The sequence below is a fragment of the Bacteroides sp. 3_1_23 genome, assembly GCF_000162555.1.
GTDB lineage: Bacteria > Bacteroidota > Bacteroidia > Bacteroidales > Bacteroidaceae > Bacteroides > Bacteroides ovatus.
In genome coordinates, this window is sequence record NZ_GG774954.1 from 330,024 (window position 1) to 349,168 (window position 19,145).

The 19,145-nt window shown below is 42.4% G+C and carries 14 protein-coding genes and 2 riboswitches; of the genes, 2 read left to right on the forward strand and 12 right to left on the reverse strand.

What is annotated here, in order from left to right; genetic code table 11:
- From HMPREF9010_RS07530 to cobU, 12 genes are all read right to left on the reverse strand, one after another.
- A partial coding sequence (locus HMPREF9010_RS07530) for a PKD-like domain-containing protein (RefSeq protein WP_008650217.1) occupies nucleotides 1–1,633 on the reverse strand: 1,633 nt, incomplete at its 3' end.
- Nucleotides 1,633–3,252: a PL29 family lyase N-terminal domain-containing protein gene (locus tag HMPREF9010_RS07525; RefSeq protein ID WP_004312387.1), complete on the reverse strand. Its 1,620-nt coding sequence runs from the start codon at nucleotides 3,250–3,252 to the stop codon at nucleotides 1,633–1,635. The genes HMPREF9010_RS07530 and HMPREF9010_RS07525, both read right to left, overlap by 1 nt.
- A gap of 34 nt (nucleotides 3,253–3,286) precedes the next feature.
- A complete protein-coding gene (locus tag HMPREF9010_RS07520; RefSeq protein WP_004321886.1) occupies nucleotides 3,287–4,444 on the reverse strand; it encodes a DUF5074 domain-containing protein in 1,158 nt (385 codons plus the stop codon).
- Nucleotides 4,441–6,504 carry a TonB-dependent receptor gene (locus tag HMPREF9010_RS07515; RefSeq protein ID WP_004321885.1) on the reverse strand — a complete coding sequence of 688 codons (2,064 nt, stop codon included), beginning with the start codon at nucleotides 6,502–6,504 and terminating at the stop codon, nucleotides 4,441–4,443. The genes HMPREF9010_RS07520 and HMPREF9010_RS07515 overlap by 4 nt, the downstream gene beginning before the upstream one ends.
- 136 nt (nucleotides 6,505–6,640) lie before the next feature.
- Nucleotides 6,641–6,859: riboswitch (cobalamin riboswitch) on the reverse strand.
- 131 nt (nucleotides 6,860–6,990) lie between these two features.
- Nucleotides 6,991–8,676: a putative transporter gene (locus HMPREF9010_RS07510; RefSeq protein WP_004312390.1), complete on the reverse strand. Its 1,686-nt coding sequence runs from the start codon at nucleotides 8,674–8,676 to the stop codon at nucleotides 6,991–6,993.
- Between the two features lie 213 nt (nucleotides 8,677–8,889).
- Nucleotides 8,890–9,101, reverse strand: a riboswitch (cobalamin riboswitch).
- 78 nt (nucleotides 9,102–9,179) lie between these two features.
- A complete protein-coding gene (locus HMPREF9010_RS07505; protein WP_004299412.1) occupies nucleotides 9,180–9,935 on the reverse strand; it encodes an ABC transporter ATP-binding protein in 756 nt (251 codons plus the stop codon).
- Nucleotides 9,932–10,948, reverse strand: coding sequence for a FecCD family ABC transporter permease (locus tag HMPREF9010_RS07500; protein WP_004321883.1), 1,017 nt, complete (start codon nucleotides 10,946–10,948; stop codon nucleotides 9,932–9,934). The genes HMPREF9010_RS07505 and HMPREF9010_RS07500 overlap by 4 nt, the downstream gene beginning before the upstream one ends.
- Nucleotides 10,945–12,078, reverse strand: coding sequence for an ABC transporter substrate-binding protein (locus HMPREF9010_RS07495; protein ID WP_050428294.1), 1,134 nt, complete (start codon nucleotides 12,076–12,078; stop codon nucleotides 10,945–10,947). The genes HMPREF9010_RS07500 and HMPREF9010_RS07495 overlap by 4 nt, the downstream gene beginning before the upstream one ends.
- 681 nt (nucleotides 12,079–12,759) lie before the next feature.
- Nucleotides 12,760–13,293 carry an alpha-ribazole phosphatase gene (gene cobC / locus HMPREF9010_RS07490; protein WP_008650220.1) on the reverse strand — a complete coding sequence of 178 codons (534 nt, stop codon included), beginning with the start codon at nucleotides 13,291–13,293 and terminating at the stop codon, nucleotides 12,760–12,762.
- 8 nt (nucleotides 13,294–13,301) lie between these two features.
- Nucleotides 13,302–14,048 carry an adenosylcobinamide-GDP ribazoletransferase gene (locus HMPREF9010_RS07485; protein ID WP_008998848.1) on the reverse strand — a complete coding sequence of 249 codons (747 nt, stop codon included), beginning with the start codon at nucleotides 14,046–14,048 and terminating at the stop codon, nucleotides 13,302–13,304.
- Between the two features lies 1 nt (nucleotide 14,049).
- A complete protein-coding gene (cobT, locus tag HMPREF9010_RS07480; RefSeq protein WP_008650226.1) occupies nucleotides 14,050–15,054 on the reverse strand; it encodes a nicotinate-nucleotide--dimethylbenzimidazole phosphoribosyltransferase in 1,005 nt (334 codons plus the stop codon).
- Nucleotides 15,055–15,056: 2 nt separating this feature from the next.
- On the reverse strand, nucleotides 15,057–15,566 hold the full coding sequence (gene cobU, locus HMPREF9010_RS07475) for a bifunctional adenosylcobinamide kinase/adenosylcobinamide-phosphate guanylyltransferase (protein WP_008024847.1): 510 nt from the start codon (nucleotides 15,564–15,566) through the stop codon (nucleotides 15,057–15,059).
- A gap of 136 nt (nucleotides 15,567–15,702) precedes the next feature.
- Here cobU and HMPREF9010_RS07470 point away from each other — a divergent pair, with 136 nt between their 5' ends.
- Both HMPREF9010_RS07470 and HMPREF9010_RS07465 read left to right on the forward strand, forming a co-directional pair.
- Nucleotides 15,703–18,459: an outer membrane beta-barrel protein gene (locus HMPREF9010_RS07470; RefSeq protein ID WP_008650238.1), complete on the forward strand. Its 2,757-nt coding sequence runs from the start codon at nucleotides 15,703–15,705 to the stop codon at nucleotides 18,457–18,459.
- Nucleotides 18,460–18,511: 52 nt separating this feature from the next.
- On the forward strand, nucleotides 18,512–19,144 hold the full coding sequence (locus HMPREF9010_RS07465; protein ID WP_008650240.1) for an AAA family ATPase: 633 nt from the start codon (nucleotides 18,512–18,514) through the stop codon (nucleotides 19,142–19,144).
- The last annotated feature ends 1 nt before the right edge of the window (nucleotide 19,145 follow it).

A 19,145-nucleotide genomic window follows, 5' to 3' on the forward strand; every position in this document is an offset into this window, starting at 1 on the left:
CCACTTGTACTTTGATAAAATCAATGTACTTCAGGTTTGCATCCTTACCGTCGAAAGTTACAGCATGGGATATCTTGAAATGATTGTCAGACGGTCCGGCATTATAGTTGTCATCATCTGTCAGACGATCAATGGCGCTGAAATTATCAGCATATCCCCATTCATAACTATCATTTACCCAATAAGTACCATTACCGGATTGATCGTAATTACGCTCTTTCAGGCGAGTACCTCGCAAAGTATATTGTTTTTCCTTTACCCAGGCGGGATAATAATAATCTTGCCGGTGAAAAGCACCCAGATAATCAATAGACCCACTTTGACCATGATTGTCTGTCCATGGGGTGGGAAGCTGAATACCAGTTGGTTTATGATAGGTGACGGCATAGTCCTGCCAGGTTTCGGCTTTCCCATATTCGGATCCGCGCAATTCATACCAAGTGTCATTAGGTAACCCATCACCATTTTCGTCCTGCATTACCCATACAATTCCCGGTTCTGACGAACCATCAAAAGCGTTTCCTGTAATAGCAATGTTGTAATCTCCATCATTCACGATACTATGATCGAATCCAACGATGATGTATCCACCGAATCCGCCTAGGGAAACATAAGCCGTCTGATTGATTCGTTCTTCTGCATAGGTGCAGGCTTCTGCCATAGTTGTTGTAGTATGATTCTCATTGATGAATTGACCGGGAGCCGGTAAATATTCATATACTCTGTTCATTGACGCAGAACTTGTGGCGCTAATCTTCCGCTGGTATGTTCCTGCGGGAGGGCAAACATTGACTTTTAATGTTTGCGTAGCGAGTATATATGAGTTCTTCATTTCGACCTTTACCGTGTGTTCTCCCTGCTGCTCGGATGTAAACAGATAAGTATCATTTTCTCCGGATTGCACTTGTTCATTGTCCACGGTCCATGTATAGACTGCATCCAGTGCATTATTCACGTCAACCGGTTTGATACGGATAGTTCTGCCGGCTGACATGTTATATTCCGTTTGCAGGAATGTCCAGTTGAAATCTACTTGATCCGGTGAACAAACTTCTACTTTGAAAGTTACTTCGTCATCGCCATCTTCATTGTGAGTAGCAAAACGAACCTGATATTCGCCAAGTTCGGTTGTGGGGAGAGTACAGGTTAATTCGCTCGAAATATCTTCACCGTTTATTTGCCAGGAGTAACTGGTTTCCAGAAAAGAATCTACTATAGGTGTAATGGTTAGTTCAGAGCCTTGAAGCACTTTGAAACCTTTGTCGGCATCCGCAATAGAGATAGTAGGTACATCAAGTTGAAAGACATCGATACGTATCTCCTTTTCTGTTGTCCCTCCGGCATTGGTGGCAGAAATCAGAATGAAATACCTGCCTGCTTCATCGGCTGAAAATGTCAGGGTGGAAGTGGTACAGATACTCTTTCCATCTATTGTCCAGTTAAAGGTCGTTTCCGAATCGGTATTTTCATAAATGGGAGCGATGGTTATCTCCCGACCAATTTTTGTTTTATAGATGGGGGATTCTTCTTTCAAGGTAATGACAGGAGCGGAAAGAAGAGGAGAGTCCTCCTCTTCTTTCACGCATGATATTAATGCTAACAGAACAAATAAAAAAAGTATAATATGTTTCATTAGAATCTCACTGCTACATCATCATAAGCAAAATAGGCAGGTTGGCTGAAACCATATCCGTTATCATTACTTCCAGTGACATTAAAGTCTATTTTGACCACTTTGCCTAATGCGGATAAATCCCATTTTGTCCATTCAAGTATATTACCCTCGGCTCCAACCAAATAAAATTCCGGACGTGTAGCTACTTCTTTTCCATCTTCATCATAACCGATAGCAACCAGTTTCACCCAATCATCTTTGCCTGCGGGTGCGGTCAAACCGTTACCGTTGGCCACACAGTTGGCTAGGTAGGTCGTCATAGTCACATACATGTGGTCAACTACACGAGCAACTCCGTCTCCAAAGTAAATATAGGGTAATGGACCGTTGGCATATCCGGAATTGTCTGCATAGCCGTAATGTACGCAGAAGTTTTTGGAACCATTATGTCCTCCAAAACCAGTTTTTGCATCCTGATAATAAACGGCTAGTTGGTGCTGGAAGTCTCCATGAGTAAGATCCATATCCAGATAATTGGAAATTGCGTGTCCGCCACCCCAGTATTGGTAATCACCCCATCCGTTAGGAAGTTCGGAAGCAAGAAAAGTGTTGTTTGCATCACTCCAGTTATAGAGTTGGTTATTCTTAGGATAAAGTAGTGGGCCACCATATTGTTGGCTGTCAATTAATGATGACCAGTTTCTTTCTCCTACCATGTTAGCATCACCTTTATAATCAACATCCTCGAATGTCAAGAAGTGTGCTTCACGCACTGCTCTTAATTGCATTTTTATTACTTTACCGAAAGCTTTGGACGGAGTGACAAGTATTTTAAGTTCACCATCTTTGACATCATCACCTGAAACTGCCGGAGCTGTGATTCTTAAGTCTTTATCATTAAGAACCGCTGTCCATCCTTGCGGAATAGCAATTAATGTTGCGTCGTCTATATTGGCAGTTGTAAGAAGATACGTCCTTGTTTCATTAGACGAGAACAAGGTATAATCCCTATTGGCAATGTCAAATGTATATGTTTCCCCTTTGGGCAATGTGAACGACGTTCCATCTGCAAGAGTAACTAGTACATGATTGTCATTAACTGTAACAGATTTGAAGAAAGAGTCTCCGTCTTGTCCTTCCGCTTTCACAGGTTTTCCGTCTGTTCCGTTAATACGTTTGGCTCCTTCGCCTGTATCAACGGTCCAGTATCCGTCACTGTCAACTCCCATAACTGGAGTTGTACCTGTCACTTTTAACTTGTTAGTTGCATCCGGCAGCCATTCTGTAGTACCGTTGGTAGTAATGGTCCAGTAATATATTCCGTCTTCGTCAGCTTTCACTCCAATCACAGGAGCATCTGTACCATTCTTTCCATTTTTGATAGATACGGTGCTTCCATCACTGAAAGTTAATGTGTAGCCATCAGATGTCTGTTCCGTGTTGGTGATTACTTTCCCTTGATTTAATGCGTCTACCAAACTCTGTAAAGTTGTAATTTCAGAGTTCATTTTCTTGACTGTTGTTTCTAGTGTTTCTACTCGTCCGTCGAGATCATTGACTTTATCCCAGAGATCATCGTCATTGTAGCAACTGCATACTGTAACGACAGTGAGCAGTAAAAATAGAATTTTCTTCATTGCTTTTGTTTTTAATTATTAATAGAATTGTGAATTATTGAATCTCTTTTAGTTTCTTATCTGTAAAGGCAATATGTGCCGGAATGTCCCCCGTGATGACTGACCATTTCTTTTTTCCATCCCGGGAGAAACAGTATAATGTGCCGGGAGTCACATAGTCTTTGGCATCGGTGACGAAGAATTCACCTGTTTCCGGATTGATTGCTATTCCATAAGGTATCTTGATAGATTTTTCCGTACCATCTGTAATAAAATTGCGGGTATCAGTTTTCTTTGTTTTTGTATTATAAATAGCGTAAGAGACTGTCCAACTGTTGGTGTAATAACTCCATTCTGTACTGTATACATACAGTGAATCTCTGCAAATGGCCATTTCTGTATTGGGAAGAAGCGGTAATTCATCGATTACTTTATCGGTATTGGAATCTATTACAAATGTTTCGGAGTAAGTGTCATAATAATCTCCCCGGGATGAGACATAAATATTTCCGTATTGGTCTAATTCCATTCTATGCAAATTGATTCCCACATCAATGGTTTTGATAACTTTGAATGTGTTCAAGTCGATGACGGATACCGTACGGTCATAATTAGGTACGCGATACCCGCCGGAGTTGGCTACATAGAGTTTGTTGCCCACAATCACCATTTCTTCCGGCTGGTAGCCGACCACACAGGTGTCCTTGACAGTCAGTGTGGTAGTGTCAACACGTGCTACATACCCCAGTCTGGCGTTGGGATCTATTTTGACAGGGCCTGCATACGAACTGACGTATGCATATTTATCTTTAAAGACGATATAACGGCAATTAGGTATGGAAATTTGCGTGATGTGTTTTGCTGTTTCTACATTCATCACTTCTACGAAATGAGAACAGTTGATGATGGCATATAACTTATTTCCATAGATTTGGATATCATTTCCCACATCCCCCAATTCTTGTACGACTCCCGGGTTCCGTTCCGCATAGATATTCTTATGATAGATACCGGTTTCGTAATCAAAGTAATCAAGGGTAGCCTTGTTGCTTCCCATATTTCCTTCATTGAGTAGAAAGAAACCTTTGACAGAGGTACCGCTTACTCCGGGAGTAACTTGGTTGGGAGTTGACGGAATAATGCGTTCATCTTCGCGACAAGAAGTCGATAGAAGAACAAAACAGATAATGATGGATAGAACAGATATTCTCATAACATGACGTTTAATTTGATTTTAAAACTTGTACCGGGCATAGGATAGCATTGCACTACTTCATATTGCTGATTGAAGATATTATTAATTTCTGCCGTTACACGTATTCCCGTTTTCCCCCATTGAAAAGTTTTGGATAGGGAAAAATCGTGGGTATACCAGGGCTGTGCGTAGTTCTCCGGGATATTGGCGACTGCTTCATAACGTTCACCTGTATAAATGAAACTATAGTTACAGGACCATGTTTGGTAACTTCCATTGAGGATGATGGAACCTCCATGCCAAGGTATATAAGGAATCTGGCCTCCATACCATTCACTGGTAGGATCGGTAAAATCCTGTGCCTTTTGATAGGTGTAATTGAAGAGAGTGCTAAGTTCCACCTTTCCGAAGCCCCATTCTCCTCGTATGGCTGCGTCTAATCCCCGAATTTCCACATGTCCGAGATTAATCATAGTCCAACGGAACTGGTTGGAGGTAGGCATGGCAATGATTTTATCATCTACTTCATTATAGTAACCATCTATTTGTAAGTCCAGGCTTTTCAGCCAATGGTTATTCCAGGTGTGAGAGAAAGTGATACCCACATCGTATTGGGTGGTATATTCTGGTTTTAAGTCCTTATTGCCTATAAAAGTATAATACAAATCATTGAGAGTCGGCATGCGAAAGACTTTTTTATAAAAGGCCCGTACATTCAGAGGGAACTTGGTCAATGGTTGCCAGGTGGCTATGACAGAAGGAGTGTATTTGTTTTTGGTGCCTGCATTAGCTCCTTTGGTACGTGTATTGTCGTCGACATGAGTATATAACAGGCTCGCCTGCAACATGAGGTGGTTGAAATCAAAGGACGTGGCGGCAGAAGTCAGGATTGTATTACGGGTTGGATAGACAAAATCTATGAGATCGGCCCGTAATGTATTCCATTGAAAATCATTGGATAATGACATACTCCACCAGGGATAGATGGTGAATAAATGGGCGGCCGAAGCATAGATTTCTTGTTGTCGGTAGTGATTGTCTACGTACATGGTGGTGACATCCAGTCTGGGATCGGATAAATAGTGGAGATAGTCATAAGCATATTTTCCGTTGGCTAGCAGACTGTACCAAGGCTTAAAATAGTTTTGAAAAGAGCCTTGCACAAACAGATTGGTATCCCACTGCCGGTCCTGATGGCGAAACTTACCCGGCTCTTCTCTTACCGCAGCTCCGGGATATCCTCGTTCTGAATTGTATAGGTATGCTTTGGCTTTCCATTCTCCTTTGGGGACTTTTCCGAAGAATGCATTCTCCAAACGTAACATTCTTACGTCTCCATTTTGACGAACAGCTGTTGTGTCGTAACCATCTTTCTTGGCGTATGTGAATTTATATCGTCCTGATGTATACATATACTCCGTACTGATGGAACTGCTTATTCGTTCGTTGAAACGATGTTCCCAAAGTAGTGACGGATTGATGGTAGAGAATGAACCGCCTTTCACCCCGATGTTCAGATTGTTTTTCTTTTCCCCTTTGAATAGGGGTTTTCGTGTCTGCATATATATGGCACTTGCGGAACTATAATCTTTGGCAGGTTGGAAGATGGCACTTTTTTGACCATTATATAGTGAAATGACTTCCATATTATCTAATGAAAAACGACCTAGATCGACGACTCCATTTTGCGCATTTCCTAATTCAATACCATCGTAAAATACTCCGACATGATGACTGCCCATACTTCGTATATTGACGGTTTTTAGTCCTCCAATACCTCCGTAATCTTTTATCTGTACTCCGGAAAAGTAGCGCAAAGCATCAGCAACGGAGTAAACATTGAGCTTCTCAAGTTCTTTGCCGGACAGAATCTGTACAGGAGACATCTTTTTTTGCATCCGGTTGCTGTAGATAGTAACTTCTTTGAGTTTGAGAAGTGTATCAGACAGAGAAGTCTGATGCCGAACCCTGGACTGGGAAATGGCCGGTAATGTGGTAAATAGAGATAGAATCAAACATAATATCCACCGTAAATGGATATAATGCTTATTGTATGAATGGACTTGAATAGAAAGCATGTCTTTTATTTTATAGGTATAAAAAATCCGTTTGTTCAGATCTGAATTCAATCTACACAAACGGACATATAGCTATTATACCAAATAAAAGATAATTGCTTATTTTCTATTTGACTACTACCCGAAATCCCGCAGGTGTAAATCAGAACATCAAGGCAGGTCTTCTGACTCATCCCATTTTGCAACGCCTTCCCAGATAAACTATCCAGTGACTTTTGTGTTGCAATTTTGCTCTTTGATTACAAGGAGCGGAGATTTACAGCAGCAGGTACTGTTGCCGGTTTACACGGCATTCCCTTTTCATTCCTTAACAACGCAAAAGTTGTTCAAGGAAACCTTAACGGCACAAAGTTAGAAAGTTTTTATTAATTAGTTTGTTTTATTCTAAAAAAATATCCCATTGACCAATAACAAATATTCCGGCATCTGATCCTATTCTCTCCATTTGTTAGTGATCAATTGGATGGAAAAGGATATATTAATATGTTATCCCAACGACAGAATCAATATTTGTGCCGTCAATACTCGCAGAAACATGGTGAGCGGATACACCGTAGCGTAGCCGACGGCAGGCGCATCACAGGAAGTCAGGTCATTGGAGTAAGCCAATGCCGGCGGATTGGTGGTAGAACCAGCCAGAACTCCGATAAGCGTGAAATAATTCAGCTTGCAATAATACCGTCCTATCAATCCCGTAATCAGAAGTGGCAGGATGGTTATGATTACTCCGTAGCCAACCCATATATATCCTCCGCCATGAATGACTGTGTCTACAAAGCCTTCGCCTGCTCCTAAACCTACGCAAGCGAGAAAGATGGAAATACCGATTTCACGAAGCATCAGGTTGGCACTCATGGTGGTATAAGTAATCAGCTTGTATTTCGGACCGAAACGGCTAATCAGGATAGAAACGATGAGCGGACCGCCTGCCAATCCTAGTTTCACAGGTTGCGGAATTCCGGGAAATGCGAAAGGAAGACTTCCCAGAATACATCCTAAAGCGATACCTATAAAGATAGGAATCAGGTTCGGATGATTTAAGCGTTTCATGGAGTTGCCAAGTACTTTCTCTGCATGGGCAACAGCCAGTTCGGAACCTACAATGGTGACACGGTCTCCCATTTGTAACTGTAATTGTGGAGAGGCTACCAAGTCTACTCCCGAACGATTGACGCGGGTGATGTTTGCTCCGAAGTTATTTCTGATTTTGAGTTGTGAAAGCGTTTTCCCGTTCAATTCCGGTTTAGTAATCAGGATACGGCGTGAAATGAGCTCTTTGTTCAGTTGTTCCCATTCCATTTTGATTTCCTTTCCGAAGAATATAGTGATTGCTTCCACGTCAATCGGGGTAGAGATCACTAATATGATATCCCCTACATGTAGAATTGTTTCGGAATTGACCAATTCGGTTTCTCCACCCTCGCGGTGTTTGATGCGGGAAATGACAAACTTACGGTTCAGTAACGGGCGGAGTTCTTTAATCCTGATGCCATCTACCGATTCGTTTCTCACTTCAATGGAGATAGGGCGTACGGTAAGTTCCTGGAGATGTCCCAGACCGACTTCTGCTTCTTTTTCTTCTTGAGCAGTATTGATGCGAAGGAGATATTTCAAAGCAAGCAGGGAAAGGATGATACCTACTACACCCAGCGGATAGCTGACAGCATATCCTAAAGCAATTTCGGGAGCATCTATGCCATTCAAATCACTGTTGGCCTGTTGTGCGGCTCCCAGTCCCGGAGTATTGGTGACGGCTCCGGACAAAATACCTACCATTGTGGTAATCGGAGTTCCGGTGGTGAAGTGCAGGATAATAGTAATGGTTACTCCTAATACTACTACGAGCATAGCTAGCATATTCAGGGTAAAGCCCCCCTTTTTGAATGCTGAAAAAAAGCCGGGTCCTACCTGCAAACCAATTGAGTAAACAAACAGAATCAATCCGAATTCTTTTAGAAAGTGGAGCAGGTGTTCGTCCAGATTCATGTTGAAATGACCGAATACGATTCCGACAAAGAGTATCCAGGTAACTCCCAGAGATACTCCCCGCACTTTGATTTTTGCAAGGATGATTCCAAACGCTATGGTTAGTGACAGAATCAGTACGGAGTGTGCCACTCCGCCGCCCCAAAGATTGGGGTAACCTTCAAATAAATTTCTTAGAACTTCCATTGTGATTATTATATGATGATATTTAGTTTAGCTAAAAGTACCCCCGGAGAAATCACTTCTGCGGGGATACGCACACATTGAGCATGACGGTCTAATGCCGTCCTTTTGATATTTTAGCTAGAGAGAATTTATCCTCCTTCAATCATTTCCGATGTCATGACTACTCGATTCTTTTTTTACAGTCTGCCGTTTTCCTATCCCACGAGTAAAAACAACTATAAAGGTATGAATGGCAGGTCTTCTGACTGACTCCCTTCCTGATGCCTTCCCGACCTTGACTATCGATACCTGGTCAGTGGTAAAAGTAAATATCAAGAAGTTGAATGGAGTTTCACAGCAGCGGGACTGTCCGGGATTTACACCCGATTCCCTTTTAATTCAGATAGTTGATATGGCTATCTGAAACCAATTCGGGGCAAAGATAGCGAATTTATATAGGAACCCAAATGAATGCTACCTATTTATTTTATACACAGTCTGATTCTTGTCGGATATCTGTTTGTTTATTTGATGCGTACTCTCATCTCCTGCACATCAAACGTGACGGATTCATTTCGGAAAAGTCTTTCTATATGTCCGCTGGCCACCATTTCCGGAGTAGGCAGCGTGTACATCTGCGGATTATCTATGAGCATGATGGAGTCGCAAAGCGATAAGGCGATGTCGAGGTCATGAGTGGAGAATAAGACACATTTTTTTTCTTCCTGTGCCAGTTTCTTTAAAAGCAAACAGAGCTCGTAGCGGTTAGGTAAGTCCAGGAAGGCGGTCGGTTCATCAAGCAGGATGACGGGAGTATCCTGTGCAAGAGCACGGGCAATCATAATTCGCTGACATTCGCCATCGGACATTTTATCCATTGTCTTTTCTGCATAACCGGACATACCGACTAGCTGCATAGCGTCATCCACCCGCTTTTGGTCTTCCGGTTGCAGTTGGCCGATCCAGTTGGTATAGGGAGCACGCCCTAAAGCTACTACATCTTTACAGCGGAGATTAGCGATACGTACTTTATCGGTGGTGACAAAGCTTATATTCCGGGCTAATTTTTCCGGTTTCAATGATGCTATGTTTTTTCCTTGCAGAGTAATCTCTCCTGATTGAGGCTTTTCCAGCCCCATCATAGCACGGAGCAGGGTGCTCTTTCCCGTTCCGTTACGTCCTAACAGGGCAACGAGTTGTCCGCCTGTGATTCGGGCATTTACCGTTTCCAACAGCGTGCGCTGTCCATATCCTAATGTCAGTTCTTTAAGTTCTATCATTTGAATCTACGCAAGTTTTTAGCAATTACCCATAAAATAACCGGAACACCTAGCAAGGCGGTGATGCAGTTAACCGGAAGTAGGAACTTCTTGGCGATGATGTCGCAGAGAAGCATGCTGATAAGCCCTGTCAGCATGGTGCCGGGGACCAGTATCCGGTGGTCGGCATTGTTGAATAGCAGTCGTGTGACATGCGGTACTGCCAGGCCGATAAATCCTACCGGACCACAGAAAGCGGTGACCGTTCCTGTCAGCAGTGCGGTAGAAACGAAGATGAACGTGCGTGAACGTTTAATGTTCATTCCCATCGTTCGTGCATAATTCTCACCGAGCAGTAACAGGTTCAGCGATTTGATACAGGCTACGGAAATTAGTAAACCGATACATAACATCGGTATCATAATTCCCAGTTGGGTGACTGTGATGTGGCTAAGAGATCCCATTGACCAGAGTGTGAACATTTTCAGTTGTTCGGCAGAACTTAGGTATTGGAGTATCTGAATGATAGCGCCTGCTACGTAGCCTATCATAACTCCCATAATCAGCACACCGAGAATGTTTTTTACTTTCCGGCTGATAATGGCTACTCCCAATAAGATTATGGCAGTTCCTATCCAGCCCGAACCTACGATACCCAGCGACTGAAGAATTGGAAACTCCGCCCATCCAAGTAATGGAGCACCTAGTATGAACAGAGCTACGCCCAGTCCTGCACCGGAACTTACTCCCAGCAGGTAAGGATCTGCCAACGGATTCTGGAATACTGTTTGCATCTGTAAACCGCTAACGGAGAGTGCTATTCCTATCAAAGCCGCTACCACTACCCGTATGAAACGGATAGAAAGGAGAATATTCCGTGTCATTTCGTCACATTCGCCTCCGGTGAGTACAGCCCATACCTTGGTGATAGGAATATATGTATCTCCCGTTGCCATGTCTATCAGTAATAACAGTATGGTAACTATACCCAGTGTAATGAATAAAAAGGGAGTACGTTTATCAGGCTGTTTCATTCCAGGTGTCTGTAATAGTAAAGTGAATCGGATACGAGTTCGGGGTGAAAGATATGAATCAGGTCACGCAATACGACGTCGGGACGTACCACTGCAGATTCCCAGTAGTCATTACCTCCTGTCGGTGTTGTTCGTAAATTGTTGTTGTAAACAGTTTTTTCGCGTACAGCTTTGGCGTCTACAAATTTAGGATTGACCGTCTTTAGTTCATCCAACGTAGAAGCCATGCCTACATTAATCCAGTAGTCGGCTTTTTGTATCAGTTTGTAAGCCGTTTCCAGTCCGATGGGAGTGGAACTGTTAGAAGTGTTTTCTTTGTAGATGTAATCCGCACCTGCATCAGTTACCAATTGTGCCATGTAACTTTGTGTGGAAGGCATCACCCAACTGTCGTTCCACGGGGTATTGAGCATAACGGTAGGACGTTGCTCTACCGATTCGGTGAGTGCTTTCAAAACTTGATAACGTTTAGGGATTTCACGGAATATTTCGATGCCTTTTTCCCTGCTGTCTGTTAATTCGGCAAGAGCTACCAGCCATTCGGCTTTACCAAGCGGTGATTCCTCCAAATATTCTCCTACATACATATAAGGTATATACAGTTCTTTCAGTTTGTCTGTTACGGCAGTTTGCGCATCTCCGATACCGTATAACAGGACAACATCCGGTTTCAGTCCCAATAATAACTCATAATTCATTTCGGGGCCCATGTCTTTGATAGAATTTTTATGTGCGAGAATATATGGATTGGATACATAGTCGATGCCCGATACTCCGACAATTTTGTCCACTTGACCTAGAGCGTCGAACATGGCGATGTAGGAAGAAGCCATACATACGATACGTTTCGCTCCGGCAGGGATGGTAGGTCCGTTGAATCCGGCAGGTGCCTGTTCACCGTTGCGTGAAATGAAATAAGACACTTTTACGTCCTTGGCTCCCTGCCATGGATTGGAAACCTGAATAAGTGTGCTGGCGGCCTTGTCCGCACCCAGAATCTTGAATCCGGTAGCATATTCAGGTGTATAGACATCCTGTTTGAAAGCCTCGAGAGAAGTCTTCTTGTTGGATATACAACTAGCCAGGAAGAGAAGACATAGCCATGTGAGGATTGAAATAGGAGATTTCATCTTTATTCGTGTATCTTTTAAATGAATAAATAATTTTCGGTGTCTGAAGATTGACATTGCGGGGCAAAGATAAGTATCTTTGGAGATATTCTTTCTTTTTTTATTGCATTTTCTCCGAAATCATTCCTATTTATGTATCCTCCCCTTAGGCAGGCAGAATGGATTAAGTTTATCGGTCTGCTGATTACTTCAGAGAATTTCTGCACCTTAAAGATTCAGAAAAAGTTTGGAGATGCTTTTTACCCTCGCACTCTCACCCATTGACTCAAACCGCTTATTCATCATAGTTACAGGTGTGAGGGTAAGAGTGAGAGTAGGGTGAGGGTAAACAGTTACTCTCACCCTGTCTCGTCTTGATTTGGTTGATAGGTTAAACCTGAAGTTTATAAGGATATAGTAAATCCATTGAAAGTATGTAGTTATTTGCAGAATCTGTGCAGATAATGGCTTGTTCATATAGGTAAACACTTAGTTTCAAGTAGCGAAACATTTTGTTTCTCGGTGTGAAACACTTCGTTTCATTACTTGAAACATTTCGTTTCTCGGTGCGAAACACTTTGTCCCAAGTAATGAAATAAAGTGGAACTGCCGTCAACCGAAAATTCTCCAGTAAGTAATTATTAAACAGGGTGTGAGGGTAAAGACATCGCAAACTTATTAGAGATATCTACACCTGTTTGTTTACGGGCACTCTTGATATAGAAAAACTCCTCCGTAGGCAGGTACTGCCTGAAATGCTTCTTCCGGTTGAATCAACTTTGCATAAATCTGTGCGCAAATCAATACGCCGCCATGAGCGAATACTATCGTATTTTCACCCTCCTTTTGTCTGACTTCGTCTAAAAACGCGGCTACCCGTTTATACTGATCGGCAAACGATTCTCCATTGGTTGCTTTTACATTCAAGTAATCGTCGTACCAGCACTGTAGATTCGGGTCTTTGATTTTATCAAAATACTGCATTTCCCAATCTCCGAAATTAAGTTCCAGTATTCTTGGGTCACGGATGGCATCTCCGAATCCGCAATACTGTGCCAGACGGGTGCATCTGGATAGAGGACTGGTGTAAGCCATATCAAAGTGAATGGATTCGATTTTGGCTTTGGTTACGGCTGCTTCTATCTCAAATGTAGGACGTAAAGGAACGTCTGACTGACCGTAACAAAGACCTTTAGGAACGTCGACAGAGGTATGTCTGATTAGATAAATATTCATAGGTTTACTTATTTTATATAGATAGACATCACTGCTCCCAGCCAGAAACTCATTTCGCTTAGGAGAAATAATGCACCGCAACAATCTCCGGTATATCCGTTCAGACGTCGTTTCATCATCCGGCAGATAAAGAAGAATACCAGAATGGGAAATATACATACGGGCCAGTAGCTTGGAGGAAGTAATAGGAGAGGTAGTATTCCACCCATCGCAGACATTACGATCTCCCCAAAACTCATTCTTGTATATACTGTTCCGGATTTGCTATCTTCTTCTTTCCGTGCATAGGGCAGGTAATTGATGATATTGGAAGAAATGAATTTACTCCAGGTATCTCCGCTTAGTAATAAGAAAGGAGTAACTGCTAAGGGAAGTGCGACCAGTAGATTGTAAGCAAATAAATAATAGATGATTAATCCCAAAACTCCATAGCTTCCGATATGGGAATCTTTCATGATGCGTAACGTGCTTTCTCTGTTCGTCCCACCTCCGAATCCATCGAAGAAATCGGCCAATCCATCCTCATGCAATGCTCCTGTGATAAGTAAACGTGAAGTCAGTGCCAGGATCACGGCTACTCCGTGAGGTAGAATAGTACTGGCTCCCCAGAAAATCAATGCCATCATTCCCCCGGTCAGCCAGCCACTGAAACTCCAATAACTGACAACGTGTTTGAAACACTCCTGCGGAACTTCTTTTATTTTCCAGAAAGGCAATCGTGTAAAGAATATGAGGGCGGCAAGTATCTGGTTCATTTTAGAAATATTTAGTGATGGAAGCATGAGCAAATGAATCCATTTCATTCAGCATTTTCACAGCGGAATCCACAATGGGATAGGCACAAACGGAACCGCTTCCTTCTCCAAGTCTTAATCCGAGATTGAGTAGGGGACGTGCTCCGAGATAGTCCAATAATAGCTTATGTCCGCTCTCGTCTCCCTGATGACCGAATATGGCATAGCTCATCACTTCCGGATAAAGGCGTGAAGCGGCAAGAATACAATTGGTCATTATAAATCCATCAATTAGAATAACCATTCCCAGTTCGGCAGCTTTGAGCATTGCTCCTACGGCCATTACTTCTGCGGAATGCTCTCCCGGATATTGTTCGAGAGATCTTTTCAGAACTTCGTATTTGTGATTTATTCCCTGGTGATTGAGTCCGCTTCCTGCACCTACACATTGATCTAATGGGATTCCGGTGAAGCAAGTCATCCATAGAGAAGAGGACGAAGTATTTCCGATTCCCATTTCACCGAAGCTAATGATATTGCAGCCTTCCTGGTGAGAAGTGGCTACACATTGGGCACCATGCTCCAGGCAAAGTTCCATCTCTTCAGGTGTCATGGCTGCTTCATGAAGGAAATTGCGTGTTCCTCTTCCGACTTTCATGTTAATGATACCTTTTTCATAAGGTAAATCATAATCGACTCCTGCGTCTACAATTTTAAGAGTGAAACCGTGCTGTCGGCACAGGAAATTGATCCCTGCTCCCCCATGAAGAAAGTTGCTGATTTGTTGCCAGGTTACTTCTTTAGGAGATGGGCTGACTTTTTCTTCTACGATGCCATGATCTGCGGCAAAGATTATATTTTGAGGATGAGTTAATCGTGGAGAAAGGGATTGTTGGATCAGTCCGATTTGCAAAGCAATTTCTTCCAGTCTTCCAAGCGATCCTTTAGGCTTGGTCAGATTATTGATTTTGTCAATCAGAGCTTCTTTGATAGCTTCATCCGGCTTTTGAATATGAAACGTTTTCATGTTTATTTTATTTTTACGGGAATACCACTTGCCATGAGATATACATCGTCGGCATGCGATGCGATATATTGATTGGTCCAACCTTGCAAGTCTGTGAATTTACGTTGCAGTTTGTTCTCGGAAACTCCCCCCCAACCAATCTCATTAGTTACAAATATGAAAGTGGCATCCTGCTGGGTAAATTTGTCGAATTCTTTTTTGACGGCTTCCAATGAGGAGGCAACGTTAGAATCAAACTCCATAAAGAAGTTAGTGCACCAAAGAGTTACACAATCTATCACTACGACTCTGCCCGCTACATTGTGACGGCTCAATTCTTTTTCTTCTTCTATATTTGTCCATTCAGGACCGCGGTTCTTTTGATGGCGTTCCACCCTTTTTCTGAATTCTTCGTCCCATATCCTGGCAGTGGCCAAGTAAACCGGTGACGTAGTAAGTTCATGCGCTTTTTTTTCCGCAAACGAACTTTTACCGGATCGTTGTCCTCCTGTGATTAGTATAATCCTTTTCATTAAGTTGCTGATTGAATAATGGATGGACAAAGGTATAAAAAATAACTCCGGGATTAACCGTTTTACGTAAAAGTTATTAACTTTGTCCCGATTTGTTTTAGATCAACATAAATATCAGACTTAACTACTATTAGATATGAACGCTTGTAAGTTAGTGGGATTGCTTTTGCTGCTACTTTGGGGACATACTGCTCTGTATGCTCAACAAGTGAGAACTGTGCGAGGAAGAGTGCAGACAGTGGAAGCCGGCAGTAATGAGAAGCGGGCATTACCATCTGCCAGCATTGTTATTTTGGCGAAAAGTGATTCTGCCTTTATCAAGGGAATAACAAGTGATAAGAATGGGCGTTTCATTCTTAATTATCAACCGCAGAAGAAAAAGAAATACCTGTTGAAGGTCTCTTTTATGGGAATGCAATCTGTATACCGGGCACTGGAAGACTCTGTATCGGTGAATATCGGTACAGTGGTATTGAAAGATGATGATATTCAGATTAGTGAAGTGACGATAACGGGAAAATTGCAGGAAGTAGTGATGGAGGGAGATACTACGGTTATCAATGCTGCCGCTTTTAAAACTCGTGAAGGAGCTTATCTGGAAGATTTAGTGAAGCGTGTTCCCGGATTGGTATATAATAAGAAAGATAATTCGTTGACATACAACGGACAGCCCATCAGTGAAATCAATGTAAATGGCGAAGCTTTTTTCTCCGGAGATAAAAAGACGGCACTCGAAAATCTTCCGGCAGACTTGATTAGTAAGTTGAAAGTATATGATAAGAAATCGAAAGAAGAGGAGTTCACCGGAATTAGTTCAGGAGAAAAGAAATATGTACTTGACTTGCAGACTAAGGATGAATTGAATAAAACCTGGCTGACAAATGCAACGGTAGGATACGGGAATAACCAGAAGAAGGATTTCGAGGGGCAAGTGAATTATTTTAGTAAAGACGGAGATAATCTTTCTTTTATCGCACAGTCTACCAACAGATACCAGAATAGTACGTACAAGGATAATATCAACAATTCGGTAGGAATGAATATGACTCATAAATTCGGTAAGAAATTCTCCCTGACCGGAAGTGTGAACTATAATTTGAACCGGAACGGAAATCTTTCTTCCATTTATCAGGAACAGTATTTGCCGGCAGGTAATCAATACTCTGCGTCTACTAACGAAAGTAACTCTAAGGGGCGGTCGATTAGTTCTAACTTCATGGGAAGCTGGGAAGTAGATAAACGTACACGTATACATTTTACCGGTAATTTAGGAATCTCTCCTAATAGGAATGAAAACAGTAGCCAGAATGCATCTTTTGATGCTCCTCCCGGCATAAGTCATGAGAGCTTGTTTGATGACTTTGAATCTATTCCCCGGGATATAAAAGTGAATCGTAGCGAGAACCGGTCGCGTTCGGAGAATCAGTCGAACCGTTATAGCTGGATGATGGGTATTATGAGACGTCTGAATGAAAAAGGTACAACGCTGGCATTGAACATCCTGAACTCGGATTCGTGGGGAGATAATGAAAGTTTTTCGCTTTCTAAAACTACTTATTTCCGTCTTGAAGATAAATTGGGAAATGATTCGGTGCTTTTTCGTAACCAGTATTTGAAGTCGCCTCAAAAAAATAATTCATGGAGAGTCGGGATTACCTTTGCCCAGCCTATTGGTAAGAAGATGCATTTCCGGGTAGCATATAACTGGGATACTAACTATGAACGTGATAATCGTGATACGTATGAATTATCTTCTCTGACGAAGTCGGAAGTTTTTGGTGAACTGCCTCCCGACTATGAAGCAGGGTATGTGGATAGTTTGAGTAATCGGAGTCATAGTCGTACGAATGGCCATAATCTGGATGTGGGGCTTAATTACTCTGATGATACCTGGATGTTTAATGCCTCATTAGGGATGACTCCGCAAAAACGTGCCATTGAACGGAAAATGGGAAAGCTCTATGCGGACACTACCATGCATACTATCGATTTTCAGCCTATGATATGGGTGAATTGGAAAAAGAAAGAGGCCCGGATCACTTTCAATTATAGCGGTAGAACCCGGCAACCCTCCTTATCAGATTTAATGCCGCTGACGGATAACAGTAATCCGTTGTATATCACCCGGGGAAATCCGGATTTGAAACAGATGTTTTCTCATAGTGTCCGTGTGAGCTTTCAACATTCAAAAAAAGGTATATCTGCGAATATCGGCGGGCAGATGGAACAGAACAGTGTGACGCAGGTAGTGCTATATGATGCAAAAACCGGCGGACGTGAGACATCTCCTATTAATATTAACGGAAACTGGAATGTATATGGAAGTGCCAACTGGTGGAAGCGTCTGGGACATTTTTCCTTGCGGTTGGATATGAACGGTAATCATAGCAATCGTGTCAGTATGATTAATGAAGACAAGAGCCTCGAACCGAAGAAAAGTACGACACGTGATACCGGATTGGGGTGTGACGCGAATGTATCTTATCAGCCCACCTGGGGAGGTATTGATTTCTCTACTTCCTGGAATTATCAGTATTCGCTTAATTCTATCAATGATAACGATACCTATACGCGTAATTATAGTTTTCGTCTTGAGGGGTACGTTGATCTTCCTTTTGGCTTGCAATTACGGACTGACGGGGCTTATTCTTTCCGTAATGGTACGAATATCCGTAAAGGCGAAGATGACCAGATGTTGTGGAATGCAAGTGCCAGCTGGCGGTTCTTGAAAAAGAAAGAAGCGGAACTGTCTGCTTATTGGGCGGATATTCTCGGAAAGAGGAAAAGTTTCGGCCGTACGACTTCTTCTGATGGTTTTTATGAGTTCCGTAACCAGGAAATAAAAGGATATTTCATAGTCACTTTCAAATATAACTTTCGTTTGATGATGTGATTTTTAGAAAAAAGTCGTATGTTTGCTACAGAACCATAAAACAAAATGTACTATGAGCGGTAATTATGTTATCAATATCGGCCGTCAGTTAGGTAGCGGCGGAAAAGAAATAGGAGAGAAGTTGGCAGCCCGTTTGGGAATCAACTTCTACGACAAGGAACTGATTAATCTGGCTTCGGAGGAAAGTGGATTGTGTAAGGAGTTTTTTGAAAAGGCTGATGAAAAAGCCTCGCAGGGTATTATTGGCGGACTGTTCGGTATGCGTTTCCCTTTTATCAGTGAGGGAGCTATGCCATGTAACAACTGCTTGAGCAATGATGCCTTGTTCAAAGTACAGAGTGATGTGGTCCGTCATCTGGCAGCAGAAAGATCTTGTGTCTTTGTAGGACGTTGCGCAGATTATATTCTGAGAGAGCATCCTCGTTGCGCTAATGTTTTTATTTCAGCCTCTAAAGAAGATCGCATAGCGCGGTTGTGTGGCATGCATCATATTGATGCGGAAGCTGCAGAAGAAATGATCGAAAAAGCGGATAAGAGACGTTCGGAATACTATAATTATTATAGCTATAAAACGTGGGGAGCAGCAGCTACTTATCATTTGTGCATCGATTCTTCTTCTTTGGGAATTGAAGAGACAGTGCGGTTCATTGAAGAATTTGTAGTAAAGAAACTGCAGCTTGTATGAC

What these genes read in the sequence shown, in the direction of transcription:
- HMPREF9010_RS07525 (WP_004312387.1), bottom strand. Translation starts at nt 3,252, where the DNA reads ATGAAGAAAATTCTATTTTTACTGCTCACTGTCGTTACAGTATGCAGT.
- HMPREF9010_RS07520 (WP_004321886.1), bottom strand. Translation starts at nt 4,444, where the DNA reads ATGAGAATATCTGTTCTATCCATCATTATCTGTTTTGTTCTTCTATCG.
- HMPREF9010_RS07515 (WP_004321885.1), bottom strand. Translation starts at nt 6,504, where the DNA reads ATGCTTTCTATTCAAGTCCATTCATACAATAAGCATTATATCCATTTA.
- HMPREF9010_RS07510 (WP_004312390.1), bottom strand. Translation starts at nt 8,676, where the DNA reads ATGGAAGTTCTAAGAAATTTATTTGAAGGTTACCCCAATCTTTGGGGC.
- HMPREF9010_RS07505 (WP_004299412.1), bottom strand. Translation starts at nt 9,935, where the DNA reads ATGATAGAACTTAAAGAACTGACATTAGGATATGGACAGCGCACGCTG.
- HMPREF9010_RS07500 (WP_004321883.1), bottom strand. Translation starts at nt 10,948, where the DNA reads ATGAAACAGCCTGATAAACGTACTCCCTTTTTATTCATTACACTGGGT.
- HMPREF9010_RS07495 (WP_050428294.1), bottom strand. Translation starts at nt 12,078, where the DNA reads ATGAAATCTCCTATTTCAATCCTCACATGGCTATGTCTTCTCTTCCTG.
- cobC (WP_008650220.1), bottom strand. Translation starts at nt 13,293, where the DNA reads ATGAATATTTATCTAATCAGACATACCTCTGTCGACGTTCCTAAAGGT.
- HMPREF9010_RS07485 (WP_008998848.1), bottom strand. Translation starts at nt 14,048, where the DNA reads ATGAACCAGATACTTGCCGCCCTCATATTCTTTACACGATTGCCTTTC.
- cobT (WP_008650226.1), bottom strand. Translation starts at nt 15,054, where the DNA reads ATGAAAACGTTTCATATTCAAAAGCCGGATGAAGCTATCAAAGAAGCT.
- cobU (WP_008024847.1), bottom strand. Translation starts at nt 15,566, where the DNA reads ATGAAAAGGATTATACTAATCACAGGAGGACAACGATCCGGTAAAAGT.
- HMPREF9010_RS07470 (WP_008650238.1), top strand. Translation starts at nt 15,703, where the DNA reads ATGAACGCTTGTAAGTTAGTGGGATTGCTTTTGCTGCTACTTTGGGGA.
- HMPREF9010_RS07465 (WP_008650240.1), top strand. Translation starts at nt 18,512, where the DNA reads ATGAGCGGTAATTATGTTATCAATATCGGCCGTCAGTTAGGTAGCGGC.